Genomic DNA, 18,806 nt, shown 5'->3' with positions numbered 1-18,806 from the left:
GATTTTTGCAAAGTTAACAAAATAGAATATGAAGGGCGAAAGGTTTAACTTTCATTTAAAAAAATACCGCCATTTTTTGAATGACGGTAATTATGTTTTTTTATGAGAATTATCAAATTCACTTTTTTTACAAAATTTTAGAAAAATAAAGTCTGAAGGTTATTTTACTAAAATTGATATAATTTGATTTGCCAACTCTACACCAATCCGGTCCTGCGCCTCTTCTGTAGCGGCACCTATATGCGGGGTCAGCGAAATTTTATCGTGCATCAATACTTTTATGGAAGGGGTGGGTTCATTTTCAAAAACATCGAGTGCCGCAAACGAAACCTTTCCATCCTCAATAGCTTCCAGCAACGCGTTTTCGTCAAGAACCCCTCCGCGGGCTGCGTTCACGATACCTACGTTGTCCTTCATTTTTGAAATTTCTTCCTTGCCTATTAAATATCCCGATTGCGAAGGCACGTGGAGACTTATAAAATCGCTGTGTTTTATCAATTTGTCGATTGGCGCGGTTTTAATTTTTAGGGTGATGGTCTGCCCGTCATAAAAGGTTAGGGTTATATCTGCTTCGCCTACCTCGTGGTCGCTGGCAATCACTTTCATTCCGCAGCCTAAGGCTATTTTCGCTACTTGCCGGCCAATTCTTCCGAACCCGATGATTCCCAAAGTTTTGCCGCGCAGCTCGCGACCCGCACCATAGCTTTTCTTCAGCTCTTTAAATCTCGTGTCGCCTTCCAACGGCATATTGCGGTTTGAATCGTGCAAAAAACGAACCCCGCCGAACAAATGCGCAAATACCAACTCAGCCACCGATTCTGAGGAGGCGGCAGGAGTATTGATTACCTCAATTCCATTCTCACGGGCGTATTCCACGTCTATATTGTCCATACCCACGCCGCCGCGGCCTATAATTTTTAGGGATGGGCAGCTGTCAATAATATCTTTCCGAACCTTGGTGGCACTTCGCACCAAAAGCACTTCAATTTTGTGCTCGTTGATATAATTTTGAAGTTGTTCCTGCGCCACGTGTACGGTCAATACTTCAAACCCCGCATCTTTTAATATATCGATTCCGCTTTGTGAAATTCCATCGTTTGCTAATACTTTCATGAAAATAGGTTCCTAGATTATTGTTTTATTAAGTTGTTTCTTATTTATATTTAAGCGCATTACGCCCCTTTTTCAATTGCCTGCATTACATCCACCAAAATCTGGACGCTTTCCAAAGGCAATGCGTTATACATAGAGGCGCGATAGCCCCCAACGCTGCGATGGCCGTTCAGTCCGTTTATTCCGGCTTGTTTTAAATGTTCGTCAAAGGTTGCCTTCAATTTATCATTCTTTAGGTTGAAGGTGGCATTCATTTTTGAACGGTCTTCTTTTTCGGCAACAAAGCCTTCAAACAAAGGATTTCTATCAATTTCACTGTAAAGAAGTTCCGCTTTTTGGTTGTTTACTTTTTCAATAGCAGTAATTCCACCCTTTTCTTTCAGCCATTCCAAAGTAAGCATAGACACATAAACTGAAAAGACCGCCGGCGTATTGAACATACTTTCTTTGTCTATATGTACTTTATAACTGAGCATAGAAGGAATGGCGCGCGATACTTTCCCAAGAATATCTTCCTTTATAACCACGAGGGTTGTGCCTGCGGGACCCATATTTTTTTGGGCGCCGGCATAGATTAAACTGAATTTGGAAAAATCGAGCTGGCGCGAAAAGATGTCGCTGCTCATATCGCAAACCATGGGGATTTCAGTTTCTGGGAAAGTGCGCATCTGCGTTCCAAAAATAGTATTGTTACTCGTGCAGTGGAAATAATCTGCATCCTTAGGAATGGTATAGTTTTTTGGAATAAAGTTAAAATTTTCACTTTTTGAAGTTGCTACTTCCACAACCTCGCCCAGCAACTTTGCCTCTTTTATGGCCTTATCGCTCCAAGTGCCCGTGTTTAGGTAAGCAGCTTTTTTTTCCAAAAGATTGTAGGCCGCCATTAAAAACTGAAGACTTGCTCCGCCTTGTAAAAACAAGGCTTGATAACCTTTATTTTGAAGTCCCAAATGTTCCAGGGCCAGGTTGCGGGCGTTTTCCATTACCGCGACAAAATCCTTGCTACGATGGGAGATTTCAATCAGGGAAAGGTTTGAATTGTTGAAATTTAAAACCGCTTCCGCAGACTGCTGCAGGACTGATTGCGGTAAAATGCAGGGACCTGCGCTAAAATTATGTTTTTTCATGATATGAAAATTTATAATGCAAAGATGTGAATTACCCTACTAAAAATGTGGGATTTATAATTTTTTTATCAAGGAAGTTTCAACAAAAAATCAACCGTATCTACCCCATCGGCATAATCCCACAACGCAGGGGCCTGCGCCTTCCCGAAAGGGATTTCATTGGGAAGACCTGTATTTGAAACTATGCATTGTATATTTTCCGACTGGGTTTGCAATTCCTTTTTAAGATGTTCCATTGAATCGTATTTTTCGTAGAAAACAACTGAAATAGGAGAGGAGAAGCCCGAATCTTCTTTCAGCAACATAAACTCATTGTCCAATAAGGGGAAGCTATCCATCAAATAGACCGCTTTGTTATAATCGTAATTGTTGATGTATTTATGGTTATGGATAATTTCCTTCCAACTGAACATTGCCTTAAAAAAGCCTTCAAAATCATAATTTTCCGGAATATAAATTTTTGACACATTGCGGCACCCGAGACCGAAATATCTAAAAATATCATCTGCCAATGCGGTGAGTTCTTTTTGAGTTTCATCCCCGGTTAGCACTGCAACCGAATTTCTGTTTTTGCGGATTATGTGCGGATATTTTCCAAAGTAGAATTCAAAATAGCGCGCGGTATTATTGCTTCCGGTTGCAATGACCGCATCAAAATTCTGTAACCTGCCTTCCGTAAATGCAATGTACTCTTTGAATTCTGGAGCCACGGAAATTAAATGCTCGGCCAAAAACGGAAGCAAGGTTTTATCATTTGAAGAAAGTTTCGCCTGCACTTTGTTGCCCGTAACCAAAACGGAGAGAAAATCGTGAAATCCAACTAAGGGAACGTTGCCCGCCATTATTAAGGCAACGCACTTCGGATTTATCGCTTTTATTTCATAATTGGAAATCCATTGCTCTAAATTTTCTTCGGAAAGCGCGTCGCCCCAACTTTTTAGCGCGAATTGGATATTTTCCTGCGTGAACCATCCGTTCTCAGCTTCGGCTCTTTGGAAAATTTCTTTGGCTTCGGAAGTCGGATTTTCCGATGCAATCTGCTTCAGAAATGCCCCCAATTCAACAAAAGCGTTAATTCTTTGTTTTAATTGCATACTTATTTTGGAGTTCCCCCAATAGGGCTTAAATTTGCGCAAAGTTAGAAAAAGAATATCCCATGGCCATTATAATAACCGATGAATGTATAAACTGCGGTGCTTGCGAGCCGGAATGCCCCAACACCGCAATCTATGAAGGAGCTGATGATTGGCGCTATGCCGACGGAACCGATTTGGAAGGCAAAGTAGTGCTGCCCAATGGAAAGGAAGTTGATGCAAACGAGGCGCAGGAGCCTATTAGTGACGAAATATATTTTATTGTACCAGATAAATGTACCGAGTGCAAAGGCTTTCACGATGAGCCTCAATGTGCCGCCGTATGTCCTGTGGACTGCTGCGTTCCCGATGAGGACCACGTGGAGTCTGAGGAGGAGCTTTTAGCGAAGCAGAACTTTATGCATAAGAAATAATCGAAGTAGCGACATCAAAAAACCGCCTCTCAAACCTAAATTTGAGAGGCGGTTTTCTATTGTGGGGATAGTTAATTTTTAGTTTACATCTTATCTTTAGTCAAATCACTTTTCATATTCAGTCTATATATTTCTGAAGTGATAGCGTCTGTTTTTGGATCATAGCGTTCTACTACAAAATTGCCGTCTGCGTTAAAATATCCAAAAGAGGATTTTCCGTCTTGCGACATAATATAATATCCATTTTGTGAAGTAGGCTTGATAACGGCGTATTGTTCATTTGTTGCGTTATCTTTTATGGTCATTAAACGATAGCCATTTTCGTCCTTTTGGCTCAAAAACTTGAAGCGGTTACCGTCATAGCTATAAGTAACATCGGTATCCACAACCATAGGCTTCATGACTACGCTTTGGTTAGTTTGGTTAGCATCGCTTTCATCCAGGGCAATTACTTGCTTTTGGGTTCTGCTCACGGCTTTTGTGGCCACATCGGTTCCCGTATTGTCCTGTACGGTTGTTTTTGTAACTACCGTTTCAGTTTTCTTGTTCTTGTTCTTATCTACTTGTGCAACGCCGGTTGTAAATGCTGCCAGCGCCAAAATCATCAATACGTTTTTCATAATGGTTGAATTTTATTTTGTTTGTTAATTCCAAATATAAAGAAGGGAGATGTTAAAAATTTATAAATCACTGGTAATCATTTCATAAACTTTCAAAGTTTGTAGCGTTTAAAAGTGCTTAAAATTGTGGATATCAATAGTATGTTCACATTTAAAATATTTCCTATTAAAACACGGCAACATCTTGTAATTTGAATAAATTTGAGCCCTATCCAAAAGGTTCACATATTATAGTTTAAAAGTTCCTCACAGGAATTTGATTTTTGAAACTGTCTATTAGTAATGACTCGAACACTAAAGAAGATTTTTTAACAGTAATCGCACTATATCTTGTAATCTTTTTTGCGCTATTTCTATTGCAGGAGAAAATGATTTTTATGCCAGAGACGCTGCCGGAAGATTATGCCTATTCGTTTAGGGCAAATTTTGATGAGCTATTTTTAAAAACGGATGATGGCGCCGTGTTAAATGCGCTTCATTTCAAAGTTAAAAACCCTAAAGGCTTAGTGCTGTATTTCCACGGAAATGCTGGGGAGCTTTCCAGCTGGGGAAATGTGGTGCAGAACTTCGTTAATCTGAATTATGACGTATTGGTTATGGATTATAGAACTTATGGAAAAAGCACAGGAAAGCTCAGCGAAAAAGCCTTATATATGCCGATGCACAGCTTTTTTACGATTTTCTGAAAAAGCGGTATCCGGAAAATGAAATTGTAGTGTATGGCCGATCTTTGGGAACAACTTTTGCAACCTATGTAGCCTCCCAAAACACACCAGGGCATTTGTTTTTGGAAGCTCCCTTTTATAGTTTGGACCAAGTGGCAGGCAGCCGATTTCCTATCTATCCAGTGAGTTGGTTTCTGAAATATCATTTTCCAACATATAAGTTTTTAAAAGAAGTTGCTTGTCCAATTACTATTTTTCACGGTAGCGATGATTTTGTAGTGAAATATGAGAATAGTGAAATGTTGTCAAAAATTAATCCAAAGGGACGGTTGGAGCTCATAACTATTCCGGGCGGCAGCCATAATGACTTGGTTGACAGTGAAAAATATAAAAATTCGCTGGGAAAGAAACTATAAAAAAATCCGCCTCGAGGGCGGACTTTTTTATAAAAATTATGGGGTATTAATCCTTTTTCAATTTTGCCATTCCTTCGGGACGATTTGTAAGTGCGGCTCTCCGAGCTTCCAGTTCTTTTTGTCGTTCTAATGATTTTGCTTGTCTTTCTCTTTCAGCTTGGGCTGCAGCCTCTGCTTTCTGTGCGGCAATTTTTTGGGCAAGCTCTGCCTCTTGTCGTTGCTTTATCGCCATCATCTGCTGTTGGTTTGCGGCGTCAATGGAAACGTCGTCAGCAACTACTTTGGAATCGATATCTTTCTTCTTGATGACATCAGCTGCCTGATCCTGTTTTTCATTACCCTCCACTTTTAGTATTTCCTTATCCGTTTCAGTTTCCGCAATAACTTTCGTCTTTACGTCAGTTCCTTTTTGGGTAACTTTTTTCACGGTAGTTGTGGATTGTACATCTTTGTTTTCCTGCGCAAGAATTCCCGTTATGGTAAAAACGGCAAGGGTCAAACTTAAAATTACTTTTTTCATAATAATTGGTTCTTTAAGGTTTAGAATGTAAATCTAACCTGACGAACGTTAAGTTCTTGTAAATTATAAGTGAAATAAAACCCAAACTTTTAGCAAAAAGCATTTAATACCAAGTATTGAAAGTCTCTTGTGAAGATGTATATTTGCACCCTTCAAAACTAAGATCAAATGAAAGCAGGTATTGTAGGATTGCCAAACGTAGGTAAATCAACACTTTTTAATTGTTTGTCCAATGCAAAAGCGCAGAGCGCAAACTTTCCATTTTGTACTATTGAACCAAATGTGGGCGTTGTAAATGTACCCGATAAGCGCTTGCTGAAATTGGAAGAATTGGTGAAACCGGAACGCGTATTGCCCGCCACGGTTGAAATTGTTGATATTGCAGGTCTCGTAAAAGGAGCAAGCAAGGGAGAGGGCCTCGGCAACCAGTTTTTGAGCAACATTCGCGAAACTGATGCCATTCTGCACGTTTTGCGCTGTTTTGACAATGACAATATAGTTCACGTGGACGGAAGCGTAAATCCGATCCGCGATAAGGAAACCATTGATATTGAACTTCAATTGAAGGATTTGGAAACGGTTGATAAAAAACTCGAAAAAGTGAAACGTGCAGCCCGTACAGGAAACAAGGATGCCCAAAAAGAAGAAGCTGCTTTGCTGAAAGTAAAGGCAGGGCTGGAGGCCGGAATCTCTGTCCGCGCTATAGATTTAACGGAAAGCGAAAGAGAAGAATTTATTGAAAATGCGCAATTCATCACCGATAAACCGGTAATGTACGTATGTAATGTGGACGAAGGTTCCGCTGCCACAGGAAATGCTTATGTTGAAAAGGTAAAGGAAGCCGTGAAGAATGAAAACGCTGAGGTTTTGGTACTGGCGGTTGGCACAGAGGCCGATATTACAGAATTGGAAACATTTGACGAGCGCCAAATGTTTTTGGAAGATTTGGGTCTGGACGAAGCGGGTTCCGCAAAATTGATTCGCAGCGCTTATAAACTATTAAACCTTCAAACCTATTTTACTGCGGGTGTAAAGGAAGTAAGGGCTTGGACTATTCCAGTGGGCGCTACGGCACCACAAGCCGCAGGAGTGATCCATACCGATTTTGAGAAAGGATTCATTCGTGCCGAAGTGATTAAGTATGACGACTACGTAACCTACGGAAGCGAAGCGAAAGTAAAAGAAGCTGGTAAAATGGGCGTAGAAGGAAAGGAATACATTGTGAAGGATGGCGATGTAATGCACTTCCGATTCAATGTGTAAATAGATATGAGATGTTAGACGTGAGATTTTAGATTTTAGGTCTCATCTCTCACGTCTCATATCTTACGTCTCACGTCTCACATCTCAAGTCTCAAATCTAAAAAGTATACCTAAAAGCCATCCCGTTATAGCTGTCACCATTAAAACTGGTTCCGGAGCTTGGGTATATATCTATATTTTCCATTTTCTTTTTGTGCAATTCGGGTACTAAAATACCGGTTCCGGCTCCCAGAACGTAGCCTAAAAGTACATCGGTTAAAAAGTGCTGCCCGGCTTCCATCCGTAAAACCCCAACCGATGCCGGCAGAACGGCGGCACCCGTCCAAATCCAAACTTTTCCGCTTGCATCAGGATTGAAATCGCTATAAGCTTTTGCGGCAAAAAACGTGGCCGTCGCGGTTGCCGCTACGTGGCCTGAATAAAAGGAACGTTGGCCGTTATTCTTAAAACGTCTATCTTCAGAGGTATCTCCACTATTGTCATAAACGTACGGACGGCTTCTATTTACCAATCCGGCCGTGATAGTATAGATAGCTGCGGTGGTAGCCAAACTTTCTATATAAAGTCCCACGTATTGTCCCGTGTGGTCGTTAATTTCATCGTCAAATAAAAATGCAAAAGGTGCTGCAAAGGAAAGTGCAAAAGGAATGTCGCTAATTGCATTTGCGTCTTCGTTATGTTTTCCGGCAACCCATTGATCCAGGAAATTTATTTTATCAATTTCTTTTTGAAGGCTTTCTTCATTTAAAAACTTTTCCCGCTCTGCCAAGGACAAATCGTCTTTGTTTTTTATAAGTATCAAACCATAGGCGCTAGTTCCAAGTGCAGCACCCGTCCAAATTCCATCGCGAACCCATTTCCATTCATATGGTGAATTACTCCTTTGGGTTTCAAAAACAGTCTTCTCGTTTGGGTTAAAATTAAGTACTGAAGATGTGTTTTGCGAATTTTGGTCGTCAGTATTCAAATCATCAGAATCTGTTTCCTGATCATTTAAAGATACTGTTTGGTTGTTGAAAGAATTGGTTGAATTAAAATTGGTCTGCTGTGCGAAGATGCTTACTTGCACCAACAATGCGAATAGGATGGTTGTTTTTCTCATAGAGGATAAAGATATGGGATTGGGTTTTTCCAGAAATTTCATTTAACATTTCATTAATTAGAATTTACCGTTCTTTTTGGAAATGCTCATTCATACAATCGCAGTCTTTTCTGAAGCAGATCCATTTCCTTTTCCATCTTTCGCATACGTTTCAGTAGCTGGTTAAGAGCGTCCAGTCCTTCAAAATTAATTCCCAGATCGTTATGGAGGCGAAACATTTTTTCTATTTCAGAAATATCCTTTTCGTCCATAAAAAGTTGGTTTTCCTTTTCCTCAAAAGTCACCAAGCCGTATTCCTGCAGATTTTCCACAAAGGAAATCTCTATTTGCGTCTGTTTGCAAAAATGACTTACCAATATATATTTCTCCCGTGCCATTATCTCAATTTTGAAAGTTCGTTAAATAATTCCTTTTCCTTTTCTGAAAGGTTTGTGGGCAAATCAATTTTATAAGTTATATATAGATCGCCGTGCTGGTCTTCTTTTTTGTATTTGGGAAGTCCTTTGCCTTTCAGTTTCACTTTGGTGTCGTTTTGGGTTTCGGGCTTCACTTTCAATTTTACGGCTCCATCCAAGGTATCAATAGTAATATCGCCGCCCAAAATAGCCTTGTAGAGACTGATGTTTTCGGTTTTATAAAGATCGTTGCCCACGCGTTTAAAAGCCGTATTGTTGAAAATTTCAAAAGTAATGTACAGATCGCCTTTGGGGCCGCCGTTCATCCCTTCGCCGCCGTAGCCCTTTATCTTGATGGTCTGCCCGCCCTCAACGCCTGCGGGAATGGTTAGCCGGATTTTCTTCTCCCCAAGACTGATGGTTTGTTTCTGGCTTTTCAGAATATCAGTCAGATTAAGCCGCAGCGTTGCGTTCAAATCCTGCCCTTTAAATTGTGCAGTCTGTCTGCGTCCAGCACCACTGCTGAAACCGCTGCCGCCAAACATCGATTCAAAAAAGTCTGAAAACTGGCTTTCATCAAAACCTTGTGCGCCGCCCGAATACGTTCGCTGCCCGCCAAAACCACCGCCGAAACCTTGCGAACCTTGTTTCCGTTTGGCTTCTTCAAAGGCATCGGCGTGCTGCCAATCCTTGCCATACTGGTCGTATTTTTTACGCTTTTCAGGGTCAATCAAAACTTCGTGCGCTTCGTTTATTTGTTGAAATTTTTGCTGTGCCGAAGCGTCATTTGGATTTAAATCCGGATGATATTTGCGTGCAAGTTTTCTATATGCTTTCTTTATTTCTGAAGCTGTAGCGCTTTTGTCCAGTCCAAGAATTTTGTAATAATCTATAAATTCCATTGAGTTCTCTAGTTTGTGTGATGAAATTATAAAAAGAATTACAACCAATCAATGGAAAGCGGATTTCTTTGCAAATATTTAGTAATTCAACTCGAAAAATAATTACTAACAATATCACCCGTTTTATTGTTAATTACTTTCCGAGGTATTGGTTTCACAAGTGCTCCCGTATATTTATATTAGCAACCCTACACCAAAACTTATGGCCGAAACACAATATACCGAAGACAACATACGCTCGCTCGACTGGAAGGAACATATCCGCATGCGCCCGGGGATGTACATCGGGAAGCTGGGTGACGGTTCCTCGCCCGATGACGGTATCTATATTCTTCTGAAAGAGGTAATCGATAACTGTATCGATGAATTTGTCATGGGCGCTGGAAAGACCATCGAGGTTCGAATAAAAGATAAAGAAGTAAAAGTGCGCGATTACGGTCGTGGCATTCCATTGGGGAAAGTGATCGACGTGGTTTCAAAAATGAACACGGGCGGAAAGTACGACAGCCGTGCCTTTAAGAAATCCGTTGGTTTGAACGGGGTTGGTACCAAAGCCGTGAATGCGCTTTCGGCGTTTTTTAAAGTGGAATCCGTTCGCGATAACCAAATGAAGGCCGCGGAATTTTCCCTGGGCGAATTGACCAATGATGTTGCTGTTGAGGAAACCACCAAGCGAAAAGGAACCAAAGTGGTTTTTATTCCCGACGAAAGCATTTTCAAAAACTTCAAGTATCGCACGGAATACGTTCAAAAAATGCTGAAAAACTACGTCTATCTCAACCCGGGACTGACGATAGACTTTAACGGCGAAAAGTTTTATTCGGAAAATGGATTGAAAGATCTTTTGATGGAGACCATTTCCGAAGAAGACAGCGCGTACCCGATAATCCACCTGCGCGGCGATGATATTGAAATAGCACTTACCCACAGCAAGACCCAATATAGCGAGGAATACCACAGTTTTGTAAACGGACAGAACACAACCCAGGGCGGAACGCATTTGGCGGCCTTCCGCGAAGCTTTGGTAAAAACCGTGCGCGAATTTTACAACAAAAACTACGATGCCAGCGATGTGCGGAAATCCATCGTTTCGGCAATCAGCATCAAAGTAATGGAGCCGGTTTTTGAAAGCCAGACAAAAACCAAGCTCGGCTCAACCGATATGGGCGGTGATCTGCCAACGGTGCGGACGTTTATAAACGATTTCGTAAAAACCCAGCTCGACAATTACCTGCATAAAAATCCCGAGACGGCTGACGCCATTCAACGCAAAATAGTACAGGCCGAACGCGAGCGAAAGGAGTTGAGCGGTATCCGAAAATTGGCGAAGGACCGTGCGAAAAAAGCCAGCCTTCACAATAAAAAACTGCGCGATTGCCGGGTGCATTTGGGCGACGTGAAAAACGAACGCAATCTGGAATCTACGCTGTTTATCACCGAGGGAGATTCCGCGAGCGGAAGCATCACCAAAAGCCGTGATGTAAATACACAGGCCGTTTTTTCACTGCGTGGGAAACCGCTGAACACCTACGGAATGACCAAAAAAATTGTGTATGAAAACGAGGAATTCAACCTGTTGCAAGCTGCGCTAAACATTGAGGATTCGATGGAGGATTTGCGGTACAACAACATCGTAATTGCCACAGACGCCGATGTGGACGGAATGCACATTCGATTGTTGCTCATTACGTTTTTCCTCCAATTTTTTCCTGAATTAATAAAGGAAGGGCATTTGTACATTTTGCAAACGCCGCTTTTCCGAGTAAGAAATAAAAAGGAAACCATTTATTGCTATTCCGAAGAGGAACGGGTAGCCGCAATAGAAAAGCTAAAACCAAAACCGGAAATCACCCGCTTTAAAGGTTTGGGTGAAATTTCGCCGGACGAATTTGTGCATTTTATTGGCAACGACATTCGGTTGGATCCTGTGATGCTCGATAAATCGATGAGTATTGAGGAACTGCTTTCTTTTTATATGGGAAAAAACACCCCGGACCGGCAGGAGTTTATTATTGATAATTTGAAGGTGGAGCTTGATAGGGTGGAGGAGTGATTCTTTTTGTAAATTTCAAATCGTAATATTATTATAGCTTAAAATCTTCAGATTATGAAAAAATCACATTTATTATTTTTTGGAATTATTACTTTTTTTGTTTTATTCTCTTGTGATAAAAATGACAATTGTGAAGCAATTATCCCTGCTGAACCCGCTTTTAATATTAGAATTTTGGATAACGAAGGGAATTCATTGATTGGTGAAAATAATATCTACAAACCTTCAGAAATATCTTTAACTAGAGGTAGTCAAATAATTAATCTGATATTTAATGATGATAATGAAGAGACATATATAACTCTTTATTATCCAGAAATTGAATCCGGAAAAGACTATCAGTTGAAGCTAAATAATGAAGAAACTGATATTTTAAATCTCGAATTAAAAAATATAGAAGGTGAATGTTTTGACTTTTTGTCTGTTGAAGCTTTTTATGTAAATGGAATAGCAATGCAATTTGACAATGATTCTTATTCATATATAATTCAAAAATAACTAAAAGAATTCCAAAGCTGGAACTTGAAACTTGAAACTTTGAACTTAAAGAATGAGTGACGAACTCAACAATAACGAAGAAGAACAAACAGGCCCCGACTATCTGGGCATAAACGACGATACCTCCGGCGACACCATAAAAAAGGTTACCGGCATGTACCGCGACTGGTTTTTGGATTACGCCAGCTACGTAATCCTAGAGCGTGCCGTGCCTGCCATTGAGGACGGTTTTAAGCCCGTGCAGCGCCGTATTATGCAGTCCATGAAAGATTTGGACGATGGGCGATACAACAAGGTCGCGAACATCGTTGGGCATACCATGCAGTACCACCCCCACGGGGACGCGAGTATTGCCGACGCGATGGTGCAGATTGGGCAAAAAGATTTGCTCATCGACACCCAGGGAAACTGGGGAAATATTTTAACGGGCGATAGTGCCGCAGCTTCGCGTTATATTGAGGCGCGGCTTTCAAAGTTTGCTTTGGATGTGGTTTACAATCCAAAAGTTACCCGCTGGCAAGCTTCGTACGACGGACGTAGAAAAGAGCCAATCAACCTTCCGGTTAAATTTCCGTTGCTGTTGAACCAAGGCGGAGAGGGAATTGCCGTGGGCCTTTCCACAAAAATTTTTCCGCATAATTTTATTGAACTTATTGATGCCTCCATCAAGCATTTGCAGGGCAAAAAGTTTACGATCTATCCAGATTTCCCAACGGGTGGATTGATGGATGTTGCCGATTACAACGATGGGATGCGCGGTGGAAAAATTCGCAGTCGAGCGCGCATTAACCAACTGGACAAAAATACGCTTGTAATTACTGAAATTCCCTTTGGCACCAACACATCATCGCTGATTGACACTATTCTGAAAGCGAATGACAAAGGAAAAATAAAAATCAAAAAGATAGAGGACAACACCGCTGCCGAAGTGGAAATCCAGATCCATTTGCCCAGCGGCATTTCGCCCGATAAAACCATTGATGCCCTTTATGCCTTTACCGCTTGCGAAACATCTATTTCGCCTTTGGGCTGTGTAATTGAAGATAACCGACCGTTGTTCGTCGGGGTTTCGGAAATGCTTCGCGTAAGTACCGACCGCACTGTGGAACTGCTGAAAAGCGAACTTGAAATACAATTGGATGAATTGGAGGAGCAGTGGCATTTTGCTTCGCTTGAAAGAATTTTCATTGAAAACAGAATCTATCGCGATATAGAGGAAGAGGAAACTTGGGAGGGTGTAATTGCCGCAATTGATAAAGGGCTGCAGCCGCATATTCAGCATTTGAAGCGCGCCGTAACCGAAGAGGATATTGTGCGTTTGACAGAAATTCGAATCAAAAGAATTTCAAAATTCGATATTGATAAAGCGCAGCAAAAGATTGAGGCATTGGAAGATAGCATCGCTCAAATAAAGCATCACTTAGCACATTTGATTGAGTATGCCATAGATTATTTCAAAAGGCTGAAAAAGGATTATGGCGCTGGAAAAGAGCGCAAAACCGAAATCAGGACTTTTGATGATATTGAGGCCACAAAGGTGGTAATCAGAAACACAAAACTCTACGTAAACCGCGAGGAAGGTTTTGTGGGCACCAGCTTAAAGCGCGATGAATACGTTACCGACTGCAGCGATATTGACGACATTATCGTTTTCACCGAGGACGGCACAATGATGGTCACAAAGGTTGACGCCAAAACTTTTGTGGGAAAAAATATAATCCACGTGGCGGTTTTCAAAAAGAAGGACAAACGCACTATTTACAATATGATTTACCGCGACGGTGCCCGCGGTGCAAATTATGTGAAGCGCTTTGCCGTAACCTCCATCACCCGCGACAAGGAATACGATATGACCAACGGAACCAAAGGTTCCAAAGTGCTTTATTTTACGGCCAATCCAAATGGCGAGGCAGAAGTTGTAACCATTTATCTGCGCCAAAGTGGAAGTATCAAAAAGCTGAAATTCGATTTGGATTTTGCCGATCAGCTGGTGAAGGGAAGAAATTCCAAAGGAAATATTGTCACCAAATATTCAATCAAAAAAATTGAGTTGAAAGAGAAAGGCCTTTCAACGCTAAAGCCGCGTAAAATATGGTTTGACGATTCGGTACAGCGATTGAATGTGGACGAACGCGGCGAACTTTTGGGCGAGTTCAGAAAGGAGGATAGGTTGCTGATTGTTAAACAGAGCGGGGTTGTTAAAACGGTAATCCCCGATATTCAGCTTCGTTTTGATGACGATATGATAATTCTTGAAAAGTGGGATCCAAAAAAACCGTTGAGCGCCATTTATTGGGAAGGCGAAAAAGAATTGTTTTACGTGAAGCGCTTTTTAATTGAAAATCCGGACAAGGAAGAAACCATTATTACCGATCATCCTAATTCATATTTGGAAAAAATATTTACCGATTACCGCCCGATGGCCGAAGTGGTCTTCGCCAAAAAAAGAGGGCAGGAGCGCGAGGAGAATATGGAATTAAATCTTGAGGAATTCATTTCAATAAAAGGAATCGGCGCGATGGGCAACCAGCTTACAAAGGAAAAAGTTTTGGAAATCAATACGATGGAACCGCTGCCTTACGAGCCGCCAGCACCTGTAGAGCCCGAGGAAATTGATGTTGTGGACGAGGAGGATATGGCTTCAAATGAGGAAGATATAAAAAACGCAAACGATTCGGATAAGAATGAGCCCGCAGATGATAACGATTCAAAAATAGATGAAGGCGGACAGGGGCTTTTATTTTAAAACTGCCTAATCTACTTTTTGAAATTTCAAAACTTCATTGCCTTCAGCATCATAAAAGAAAAGCTGCAAACCATCGAGTTTATAGGTTTTTGCTTTCCCAAGTGCAGCAGTATATTCTGAGGAAAGGGCCATATTTGGGCAGGCCATTTTGGTGCCGACCATCGCTCCGAAGTTTATGTTTTGATCATCCAATTCCTGAATTGCGCCAAACATAGTGTTGCAGCCATCGTTTCCGAAGATTTTCATTTCGTTTAAATGAATTTCCAAAACTGGTTGTTTTTGAAAATTATCACGGTCAATAGCCTCGCCATTAATTGCCTTTAATGCCCAAATATCGTGGAGACGCATTTTTTCATCTCTGTTTTTTTCAATCACTTTTACCAAGGAATATTTCAAAGTTGAAGCATCGGCAGGCACAGTAGCTGGGTCCAGCTTTTCCTTTTTCACGGAAAGTTTATAAATGTAGCCGGGCTCGTATTCAAATCCTTCAATATTTCCGTAGAAATTTTTCCAATCGTTTGGTTTTAAGGTTTCAGACTCTTGAGTTTGCAGGCATTGCATCTTGCCAACGCCCGTGCACTCTACTTTGGAACTGTTCACAAACAGGATTGTTTCCGCATTTTTTTCTGAGGACTTATTCTCGCAAGTGCTCAATGCTATGGCCGAAATAAAAAAGGTAAGTAGAAATTTCATAAGTAGTTTTGTTTCAATTTGAATAAACAAAGTTAAATAGATGAGTATGAGTCAAAATAAATTTATGAAAACTTTAAAGAACAATTTATTTAAAGTTTTGAAAATCAAAAGAGAAATAGTATTTTTGCGCCCCTCTTAGCGACGAGACAAGAATAAGAGGAATTGAAACAGAATAAAACAAACCCTTCTGTGGGATAGTCGCAGTAAAATCTTGTAACAGCGCAGAATACAAAGCATTGGTTTTTTAATTTCCGCGAAGGCGGAAATCCCAAAAATCAATTTTACAAACAAATGGCTGATAAAGCAAACAAAGAAGAAGTGCAGGTAGAAGATACTGCCGTAGCACAAACCGAGGAAACTACAAAACCTCAAAAGGAAGTTTCCCTAAAGGAAAGCAATCCTGAAAAATTTCTAAAGGAATTCAACTGGCACAACTACGAAGAGGGAATTGACCCAATCGACGATGGTAAGCTTGAGGAATTCGAAAAACTGGTAGCAGAGAATTTTGTTGACACCCTTGACGACGAGGTTGTGGAAGGAAAAGTGGTTTACATCACAGATCGTGACGCAATCATCGACATTAACGCGAAGAGTGAAGGTGTTGTTTCGTTGAACGAATTCCGTTACAATCCAGATTTAAAAGTTGGTGACAAGGTAGAAGTATTGATCGACGTTCGTGAGGACAGCACAGGTCAGTTAATTCTTAGCCACCGTAAAGCTAGAACCATTAAGGCTTGGGACCGTGTAAACGCTGCCCACGACGAAGGTACTATCGTAAACGGGTACGTAAAATGCCGCACAAAAGGTGGTATGATTGTAGATGTTTTCGGTATCGAGGCTTTCTTGCCAGGTTCGCAAATTGACGTTAAACCAATCCGTGACTACGACGTTTACGTTGGTAAAACTATGGAATTCAAAGTGGTTAAGATCAACCACGAATTCAAAAACGTTGTTGTTTCTCACAAAGCGCTTATTGAAGCGGATATTGAAGAGCAGAAAAAAGAAATCATCGGCCAACTTGAAAAAGGTCAGGTACTTGAAGGTGTTGTTAAAAACATCACTTCTTACGGAGTATTTGTTGATCTTGGTGGTGTTGATGGACTTGTTCACATTACAGACCTTTCTTGGTCACGCATCAACCACCCGAACGAGATCGTTGAACTTGATCAGAAATTGAACGTTGTAATTCTTGATTTTGATGAAGATAAAACACGTATCCAATTAGGTCTTAAGCAATTGAACCCTCACCCATGGGAAGCGCTTGGAGAAGAGTTGAAAGTTGGTGACAAAGTAAAAGGTAAAGTAGTTGTTATTGCAGACTACGGTGCGTTTATCGAAGTTGCTGAAGGTGTTGAAGGTCTTATCCACGTTAGCGAAATGTCTTGGAGCACGCACTTGCGCAGCGCTCAGGATTTCGTAAATGTTGGTGATGAGGTGGAAGCGGTAATCCTTACAATGGATAAGGAAGAGCGCAAAATGAGCCTTGGTATCAAGCAAATGACGCCAGATCCATGGACCGATATTACTAAAAAATACCCAGTTGGTTCACGCCACAAGGGTATTGTTCGCAACTTCACCAATTTCGGTGTTTTTGTTGAACTTGAAGAAGGTATTGACGGTCTTATCTACATTAGCGATCTTTCTTGGACCAAGAAAATCAAGCACCCAAGTGAGTTTACCAATATTGGTGATGAACTAGAAGTGGTTGTATTGGAATTGGATGTTGAAGGCCGTAAACTTAGTTTAGGTCACAAACAAACTGAAGAAAATCCTTGGGATAAATACGAAGACGAATTTACTGTTGGATCTAAGCACACTGCCACTATTGATGAGGTAGTTGACAAAGGGGCAACCGTAAAATTCAACGATGATATCGTAGCTTTCGTACCAGGCCGTCACCTTGAAAAAGAAGATGGTTCTATGTTGAAGAAAGGTGATGAAGCAGAATTCCAAATTATTGAATTCAACAAAGAATTCAAGAAAGTGGTTGCTTCACACATGGCTATCCACAAAGAAGAAGAAGCTAAAATTGTAAAAGAAGCTGTGAGAAAACAAGAAGCAGCTGAAGCAGAAGCAAAACCAACCCTTGGTGATGCTAACGCAAAATTACAAGAGCTTAAAGACAAAATGGACGGTAAAAAATAATCGTTGCATTTATAAATAATGAAGAGCCTTTCGGTAACGAAAGGCTTTTTTATTTTCGGGATTTAATCAATTTCAAATACTTCACTTTAAAAAGCCAAAAAAAATGTATTTTTGCTTCCTGAATACAATTCAGAACTTCCTATGAGCCAAAAAGTGTTACTGAACGCAACCGAGATAAACATTGCGCTTAACCGTTTGGCTTGCCAATTGATCGAAAAACACGACGATTTTTCCAAAACAGTACTTATCGGCATACAGCCACGGGGCGTTTTTTTAGCCGAAAGGTTAAAAACCCTCCTAGAAACCGAATACAAAATCAAGAACATCAAGCTTGGATATTTGGACATCACCTTTTTCCGCGACGATTTCCGAAGAGGGGAAAAACCGCTGGAAGCCAACAAAACCAAAATAGATTTTATAGTTGAGGACAAAAACGTGGTCTTTGTTGACGACGTACTTTTCACCGGAAGAAGCATTCGTTCGGCATTGACCGCGGTACAATCTTTCGGAAGACCTTTGGAAATAGAATTGTTGACATTGATAGACCGCCGTTTTAGCCGACATTTGCCAATACAACCCGATTATCGTGGAAGACAGGTAGATGCTATCAACGGTGAAAAAGTAAAAGTGTGCTGGAAGGAGAATGATGGGGAAGACGCTGTATATTTAGTAGCCCGCTAACCCCGAAGGGCAACGCCGGAAAAGAATTTGAAAACGAAAACATAATTAGAATAGTAGTGTTTTGTCGGGTACTGAAATAAGTTGACCGTTTTACGGAGTTTAAACCAACTTATTATTATGGCGAAAGTAGAAGATTTTAGCAATAAATCGTCCCAGCGTGTAAATCGTTATTTTAGCGAGAGCTTTAAGCGCAAAAAAGTAAGAGAGATTGAGAAGAACGTTTCTACCGTCCTGGAGGTCAGCAGGGAATATGAAGTTTCCACTACGGCAGTATACAAATGGCTCGATAAATACTCGCACAACCGCAAACGAGGCGTAAAACAAGTTGTAGAACTAATGAGCGATACCCGAAAAATACAG

19 protein-coding genes are annotated in these 18,806 nt (G+C 40.9%); 10 read left to right on the top strand and 9 right to left on the bottom strand.

The genetic code is table 11. The annotated features are described in order from the left end of the window. Nucleotides 1–159: 159 nt before the first annotated feature. The 3 genes from MB09_RS02835 to MB09_RS02825 all read right to left on the bottom strand — a co-directional run bounded on the left by MB09_RS02835 (nt 160) and on the right by MB09_RS02825 (nt 3,334). Nucleotides 160–1,113 carry a D-2-hydroxyacid dehydrogenase gene (locus MB09_RS02835; protein WP_045079379.1) on the bottom strand — a complete coding sequence of 318 codons (954 nt, stop codon included), beginning with the start codon at nt 1,111–1,113 and terminating at the stop codon, nt 160–162. A gap of 59 nt (nt 1,114–1,172) precedes the next feature. Beyond that, the gene (gene serC / locus MB09_RS02830; protein ID WP_045079378.1) at nt 1,173–2,240 is read right to left on the bottom strand and encodes a 3-phosphoserine/phosphohydroxythreonine transaminase; all 1,068 of its coding nucleotides are present in this window, start codon (nt 2,238–2,240) and stop codon (nt 1,173–1,175) included. 68 nt (nt 2,241–2,308) lie between these two features. After that, the gene (locus MB09_RS02825) at nt 2,309–3,334 is read right to left on the bottom strand and encodes an acyl-CoA reductase (RefSeq protein WP_045079377.1); all 1,026 of its coding nucleotides are present in this window, start codon (nt 3,332–3,334) and stop codon (nt 2,309–2,311) included. Nucleotides 3,335–3,396: 62 nt separating this feature from the next. Here MB09_RS02825 and MB09_RS02820 point away from each other — a divergent pair, with 62 nt between their 5' ends. Continuing rightward, entirely contained in the window at nt 3,397–3,747 is a 351-nt protein-coding gene (locus tag MB09_RS02820; RefSeq protein ID WP_045079376.1) for a 4Fe-4S dicluster domain-containing protein, read from the top strand. Between the two features lie 83 nt (nt 3,748–3,830). Here the strand turns inward: MB09_RS02820 and MB09_RS02815 are convergent, their stop codons facing one another. After that, nucleotides 3,831–4,367 (bottom strand): hypothetical protein, encoded by a 537-nt coding sequence (locus MB09_RS02815; protein WP_045079375.1) that lies wholly within the window; start codon nt 4,365–4,367, stop codon nt 3,831–3,833. Nucleotides 4,368–4,744: 377 nt separating this feature from the next. On the opposite strand from MB09_RS02815, the gene MB09_RS16335 reads away from it, so the two are divergent. Continuing rightward, nucleotides 4,745–5,053, top strand: a complete 309-nt coding sequence (locus MB09_RS16335; protein ID WP_240484796.1) for an alpha/beta hydrolase family protein — start codon at nt 4,745–4,747, stop codon at nt 5,051–5,053. Between the two features lie 44 nt (nt 5,054–5,097). After that, on the top strand, nt 5,098–5,448 hold the full coding sequence (locus MB09_RS16330) for an alpha/beta hydrolase family protein (RefSeq protein ID WP_240484795.1): 351 nt from the start codon (nt 5,098–5,100) through the stop codon (nt 5,446–5,448). A gap of 46 nt (nt 5,449–5,494) precedes the next feature. On the opposite strand, the gene MB09_RS02805 is transcribed toward MB09_RS16330, so the two are convergent. Next, nucleotides 5,495–5,968, bottom strand: coding sequence for a hypothetical protein (locus MB09_RS02805; protein ID WP_045079374.1), 474 nt, complete (start codon nt 5,966–5,968; stop codon nt 5,495–5,497). 168 nt (nt 5,969–6,136) lie between these two features. On the opposite strand from MB09_RS02805, the gene ychF reads away from it, so the two are divergent. Continuing rightward, nucleotides 6,137–7,231: a redox-regulated ATPase YchF gene (ychF, locus tag MB09_RS02800; RefSeq protein WP_045079373.1), complete on the top strand. Its 1,095-nt coding sequence runs from the start codon at nt 6,137–6,139 to the stop codon at nt 7,229–7,231. Between the two features lie 97 nt (nt 7,232–7,328). Here ychF and MB09_RS02795 read toward each other — a convergent pair whose 3' ends face one another. The 3 genes from MB09_RS02795 to MB09_RS02785 form a co-directional block, all read right to left on the bottom strand. Then, nucleotides 7,329–8,333: a phosphatase PAP2 family protein gene (locus MB09_RS02795; protein WP_045079372.1), complete on the bottom strand. Its 1,005-nt coding sequence runs from the start codon at nt 8,331–8,333 to the stop codon at nt 7,329–7,331. A gap of 86 nt (nt 8,334–8,419) precedes the next feature. Continuing rightward, a complete protein-coding gene (locus MB09_RS02790) occupies nt 8,420–8,710 on the bottom strand; it encodes a chaperone modulator CbpM (RefSeq protein WP_045079371.1) in 291 nt (96 codons plus the stop codon). Next, nucleotides 8,710–9,630 (bottom strand): DnaJ C-terminal domain-containing protein, encoded by a 921-nt coding sequence (locus MB09_RS02785; protein ID WP_045079370.1) that lies wholly within the window; start codon nt 9,628–9,630, stop codon nt 8,710–8,712. The genes MB09_RS02790 and MB09_RS02785 overlap by 1 nt, the downstream gene beginning before the upstream one ends. A 202-nt stretch (nt 9,631–9,832) precedes the next feature. Between MB09_RS02785 and MB09_RS02780 the strand changes: the two genes are divergently transcribed. Genes MB09_RS02780 through MB09_RS02770 form a run of 3 tightly spaced genes read left to right on the top strand, consistent with a single transcriptional unit; the run spans nt 9,833 to nt 14,927 of the window. Next, nucleotides 9,833–11,683 carry a DNA topoisomerase IV subunit B gene (locus tag MB09_RS02780; RefSeq protein WP_045079369.1) on the top strand — a complete coding sequence of 617 codons (1,851 nt, stop codon included), beginning with the start codon at nt 9,833–9,835 and terminating at the stop codon, nt 11,681–11,683. A gap of 54 nt (nt 11,684–11,737) precedes the next feature. Then, nucleotides 11,738–12,181 (top strand): hypothetical protein, encoded by a 444-nt coding sequence (locus MB09_RS02775; protein WP_045079368.1) that lies wholly within the window; start codon nt 11,738–11,740, stop codon nt 12,179–12,181. A 52-nt stretch (nt 12,182–12,233) separates the two neighbouring features. Then, entirely contained in the window at nt 12,234–14,927 is a 2,694-nt protein-coding gene (locus tag MB09_RS02770) for a DNA gyrase/topoisomerase IV subunit A (RefSeq protein ID WP_045079367.1), read from the top strand. Between the two features lie 6 nt (nt 14,928–14,933). On the opposite strand, the gene MB09_RS15385 is transcribed toward MB09_RS02770, so the two are convergent. Beyond that, complete coding sequence (locus MB09_RS15385) at nt 14,934–15,620, bottom strand: DUF4377 domain-containing protein (RefSeq protein ID WP_131459800.1); 687 nt, start codon at nt 15,618–15,620, stop codon at nt 14,934–14,936. Nucleotides 15,621–15,911: 291 nt separating this feature from the next. Here MB09_RS15385 and rpsA point away from each other — a divergent pair, with 291 nt between their 5' ends. The 3 genes from rpsA to MB09_RS02750 form a co-directional block, all read left to right on the top strand. Then, nucleotides 15,912–17,765 carry a 30S ribosomal protein S1 gene (rpsA, locus tag MB09_RS02760; RefSeq protein ID WP_045079366.1) on the top strand — a complete coding sequence of 618 codons (1,854 nt, stop codon included), beginning with the start codon at nt 15,912–15,914 and terminating at the stop codon, nt 17,763–17,765. Nucleotides 17,766–17,906: 141 nt separating this feature from the next. Next, the gene (gene pyrR, locus MB09_RS02755; protein ID WP_045079365.1) at nt 17,907–18,446 is read left to right on the top strand and encodes a bifunctional pyr operon transcriptional regulator/uracil phosphoribosyltransferase PyrR; all 540 of its coding nucleotides are present in this window, start codon (nt 17,907–17,909) and stop codon (nt 18,444–18,446) included. A 117-nt stretch (nt 18,447–18,563) separates the two neighbouring features. Next, a partial coding sequence (locus MB09_RS02750) for a transposase (RefSeq protein WP_045079364.1) occupies nt 18,564–18,806 on the top strand: 243 nt, incomplete at its 3' end.

It is taken from the genome of Aequorivita vladivostokensis, from assembly GCF_000952855.1.
In the GTDB taxonomy this organism is placed as follows: Bacteria; Bacteroidota; Bacteroidia; order Flavobacteriales; family Flavobacteriaceae; genus Aequorivita; species Aequorivita vladivostokensis.
This window is presented reverse-complemented; position numbering and strand designations above follow the sequence as displayed.

Bases quoted from the DNA above. Each gene is read 5' to 3' on its own strand.
- pyrR (WP_045079365.1), top strand. From the start codon at position 17,907: ATGAGCCAAAAAGTGTTACTGAACGCAACCGAGATAAACATTGCGCTT.
- ychF (WP_045079373.1), top strand. From the start codon at position 6,137: ATGAAAGCAGGTATTGTAGGATTGCCAAACGTAGGTAAATCAACACTT.
- MB09_RS02780 (WP_045079369.1), top strand. From the start codon at position 9,833: ATGGCCGAAACACAATATACCGAAGACAACATACGCTCGCTCGACTGG.
- MB09_RS16335 (WP_240484796.1), top strand. From the start codon at position 4,745: ATGCCAGAGACGCTGCCGGAAGATTATGCCTATTCGTTTAGGGCAAAT.
- MB09_RS02815 (WP_045079375.1), bottom strand. From the start codon at position 4,367: ATGAAAAACGTATTGATGATTTTGGCGCTGGCAGCATTTACAACCGGC.
- MB09_RS02790 (WP_045079371.1), bottom strand. From the start codon at position 8,710: ATGGCACGGGAGAAATATATATTGGTAAGTCATTTTTGCAAACAGACG.
- MB09_RS02785 (WP_045079370.1), bottom strand. From the start codon at position 9,630: ATGGAATTTATAGATTATTACAAAATTCTTGGACTGGACAAAAGCGCT.
- serC (WP_045079378.1), bottom strand. From the start codon at position 2,240: ATGAAAAAACATAATTTTAGCGCAGGTCCCTGCATTTTACCGCAATCA.
- MB09_RS02770 (WP_045079367.1), top strand. From the start codon at position 12,234: ATGAGTGACGAACTCAACAATAACGAAGAAGAACAAACAGGCCCCGAC.
- MB09_RS02825 (WP_045079377.1), bottom strand. From the start codon at position 3,334: ATGCAATTAAAACAAAGAATTAACGCTTTTGTTGAATTGGGGGCATTT.
- MB09_RS02805 (WP_045079374.1), bottom strand. From the start codon at position 5,968: ATGAAAAAAGTAATTTTAAGTTTGACCCTTGCCGTTTTTACCATAACG.
- MB09_RS02795 (WP_045079372.1), bottom strand. From the start codon at position 8,333: ATGAGAAAAACAACCATCCTATTCGCATTGTTGGTGCAAGTAAGCATC.
- MB09_RS02775 (WP_045079368.1), top strand. From the start codon at position 11,738: ATGAAAAAATCACATTTATTATTTTTTGGAATTATTACTTTTTTTGTT.
- MB09_RS02820 (WP_045079376.1), top strand. From the start codon at position 3,397: ATGGCCATTATAATAACCGATGAATGTATAAACTGCGGTGCTTGCGAG.
- MB09_RS15385 (WP_131459800.1), bottom strand. From the start codon at position 15,620: ATGAAATTTCTACTTACCTTTTTTATTTCGGCCATAGCATTGAGCACT.
- MB09_RS02835 (WP_045079379.1), bottom strand. From the start codon at position 1,113: ATGAAAGTATTAGCAAACGATGGAATTTCACAAAGCGGAATCGATATA.
- rpsA (WP_045079366.1), top strand. From the start codon at position 15,912: ATGGCTGATAAAGCAAACAAAGAAGAAGTGCAGGTAGAAGATACTGCC.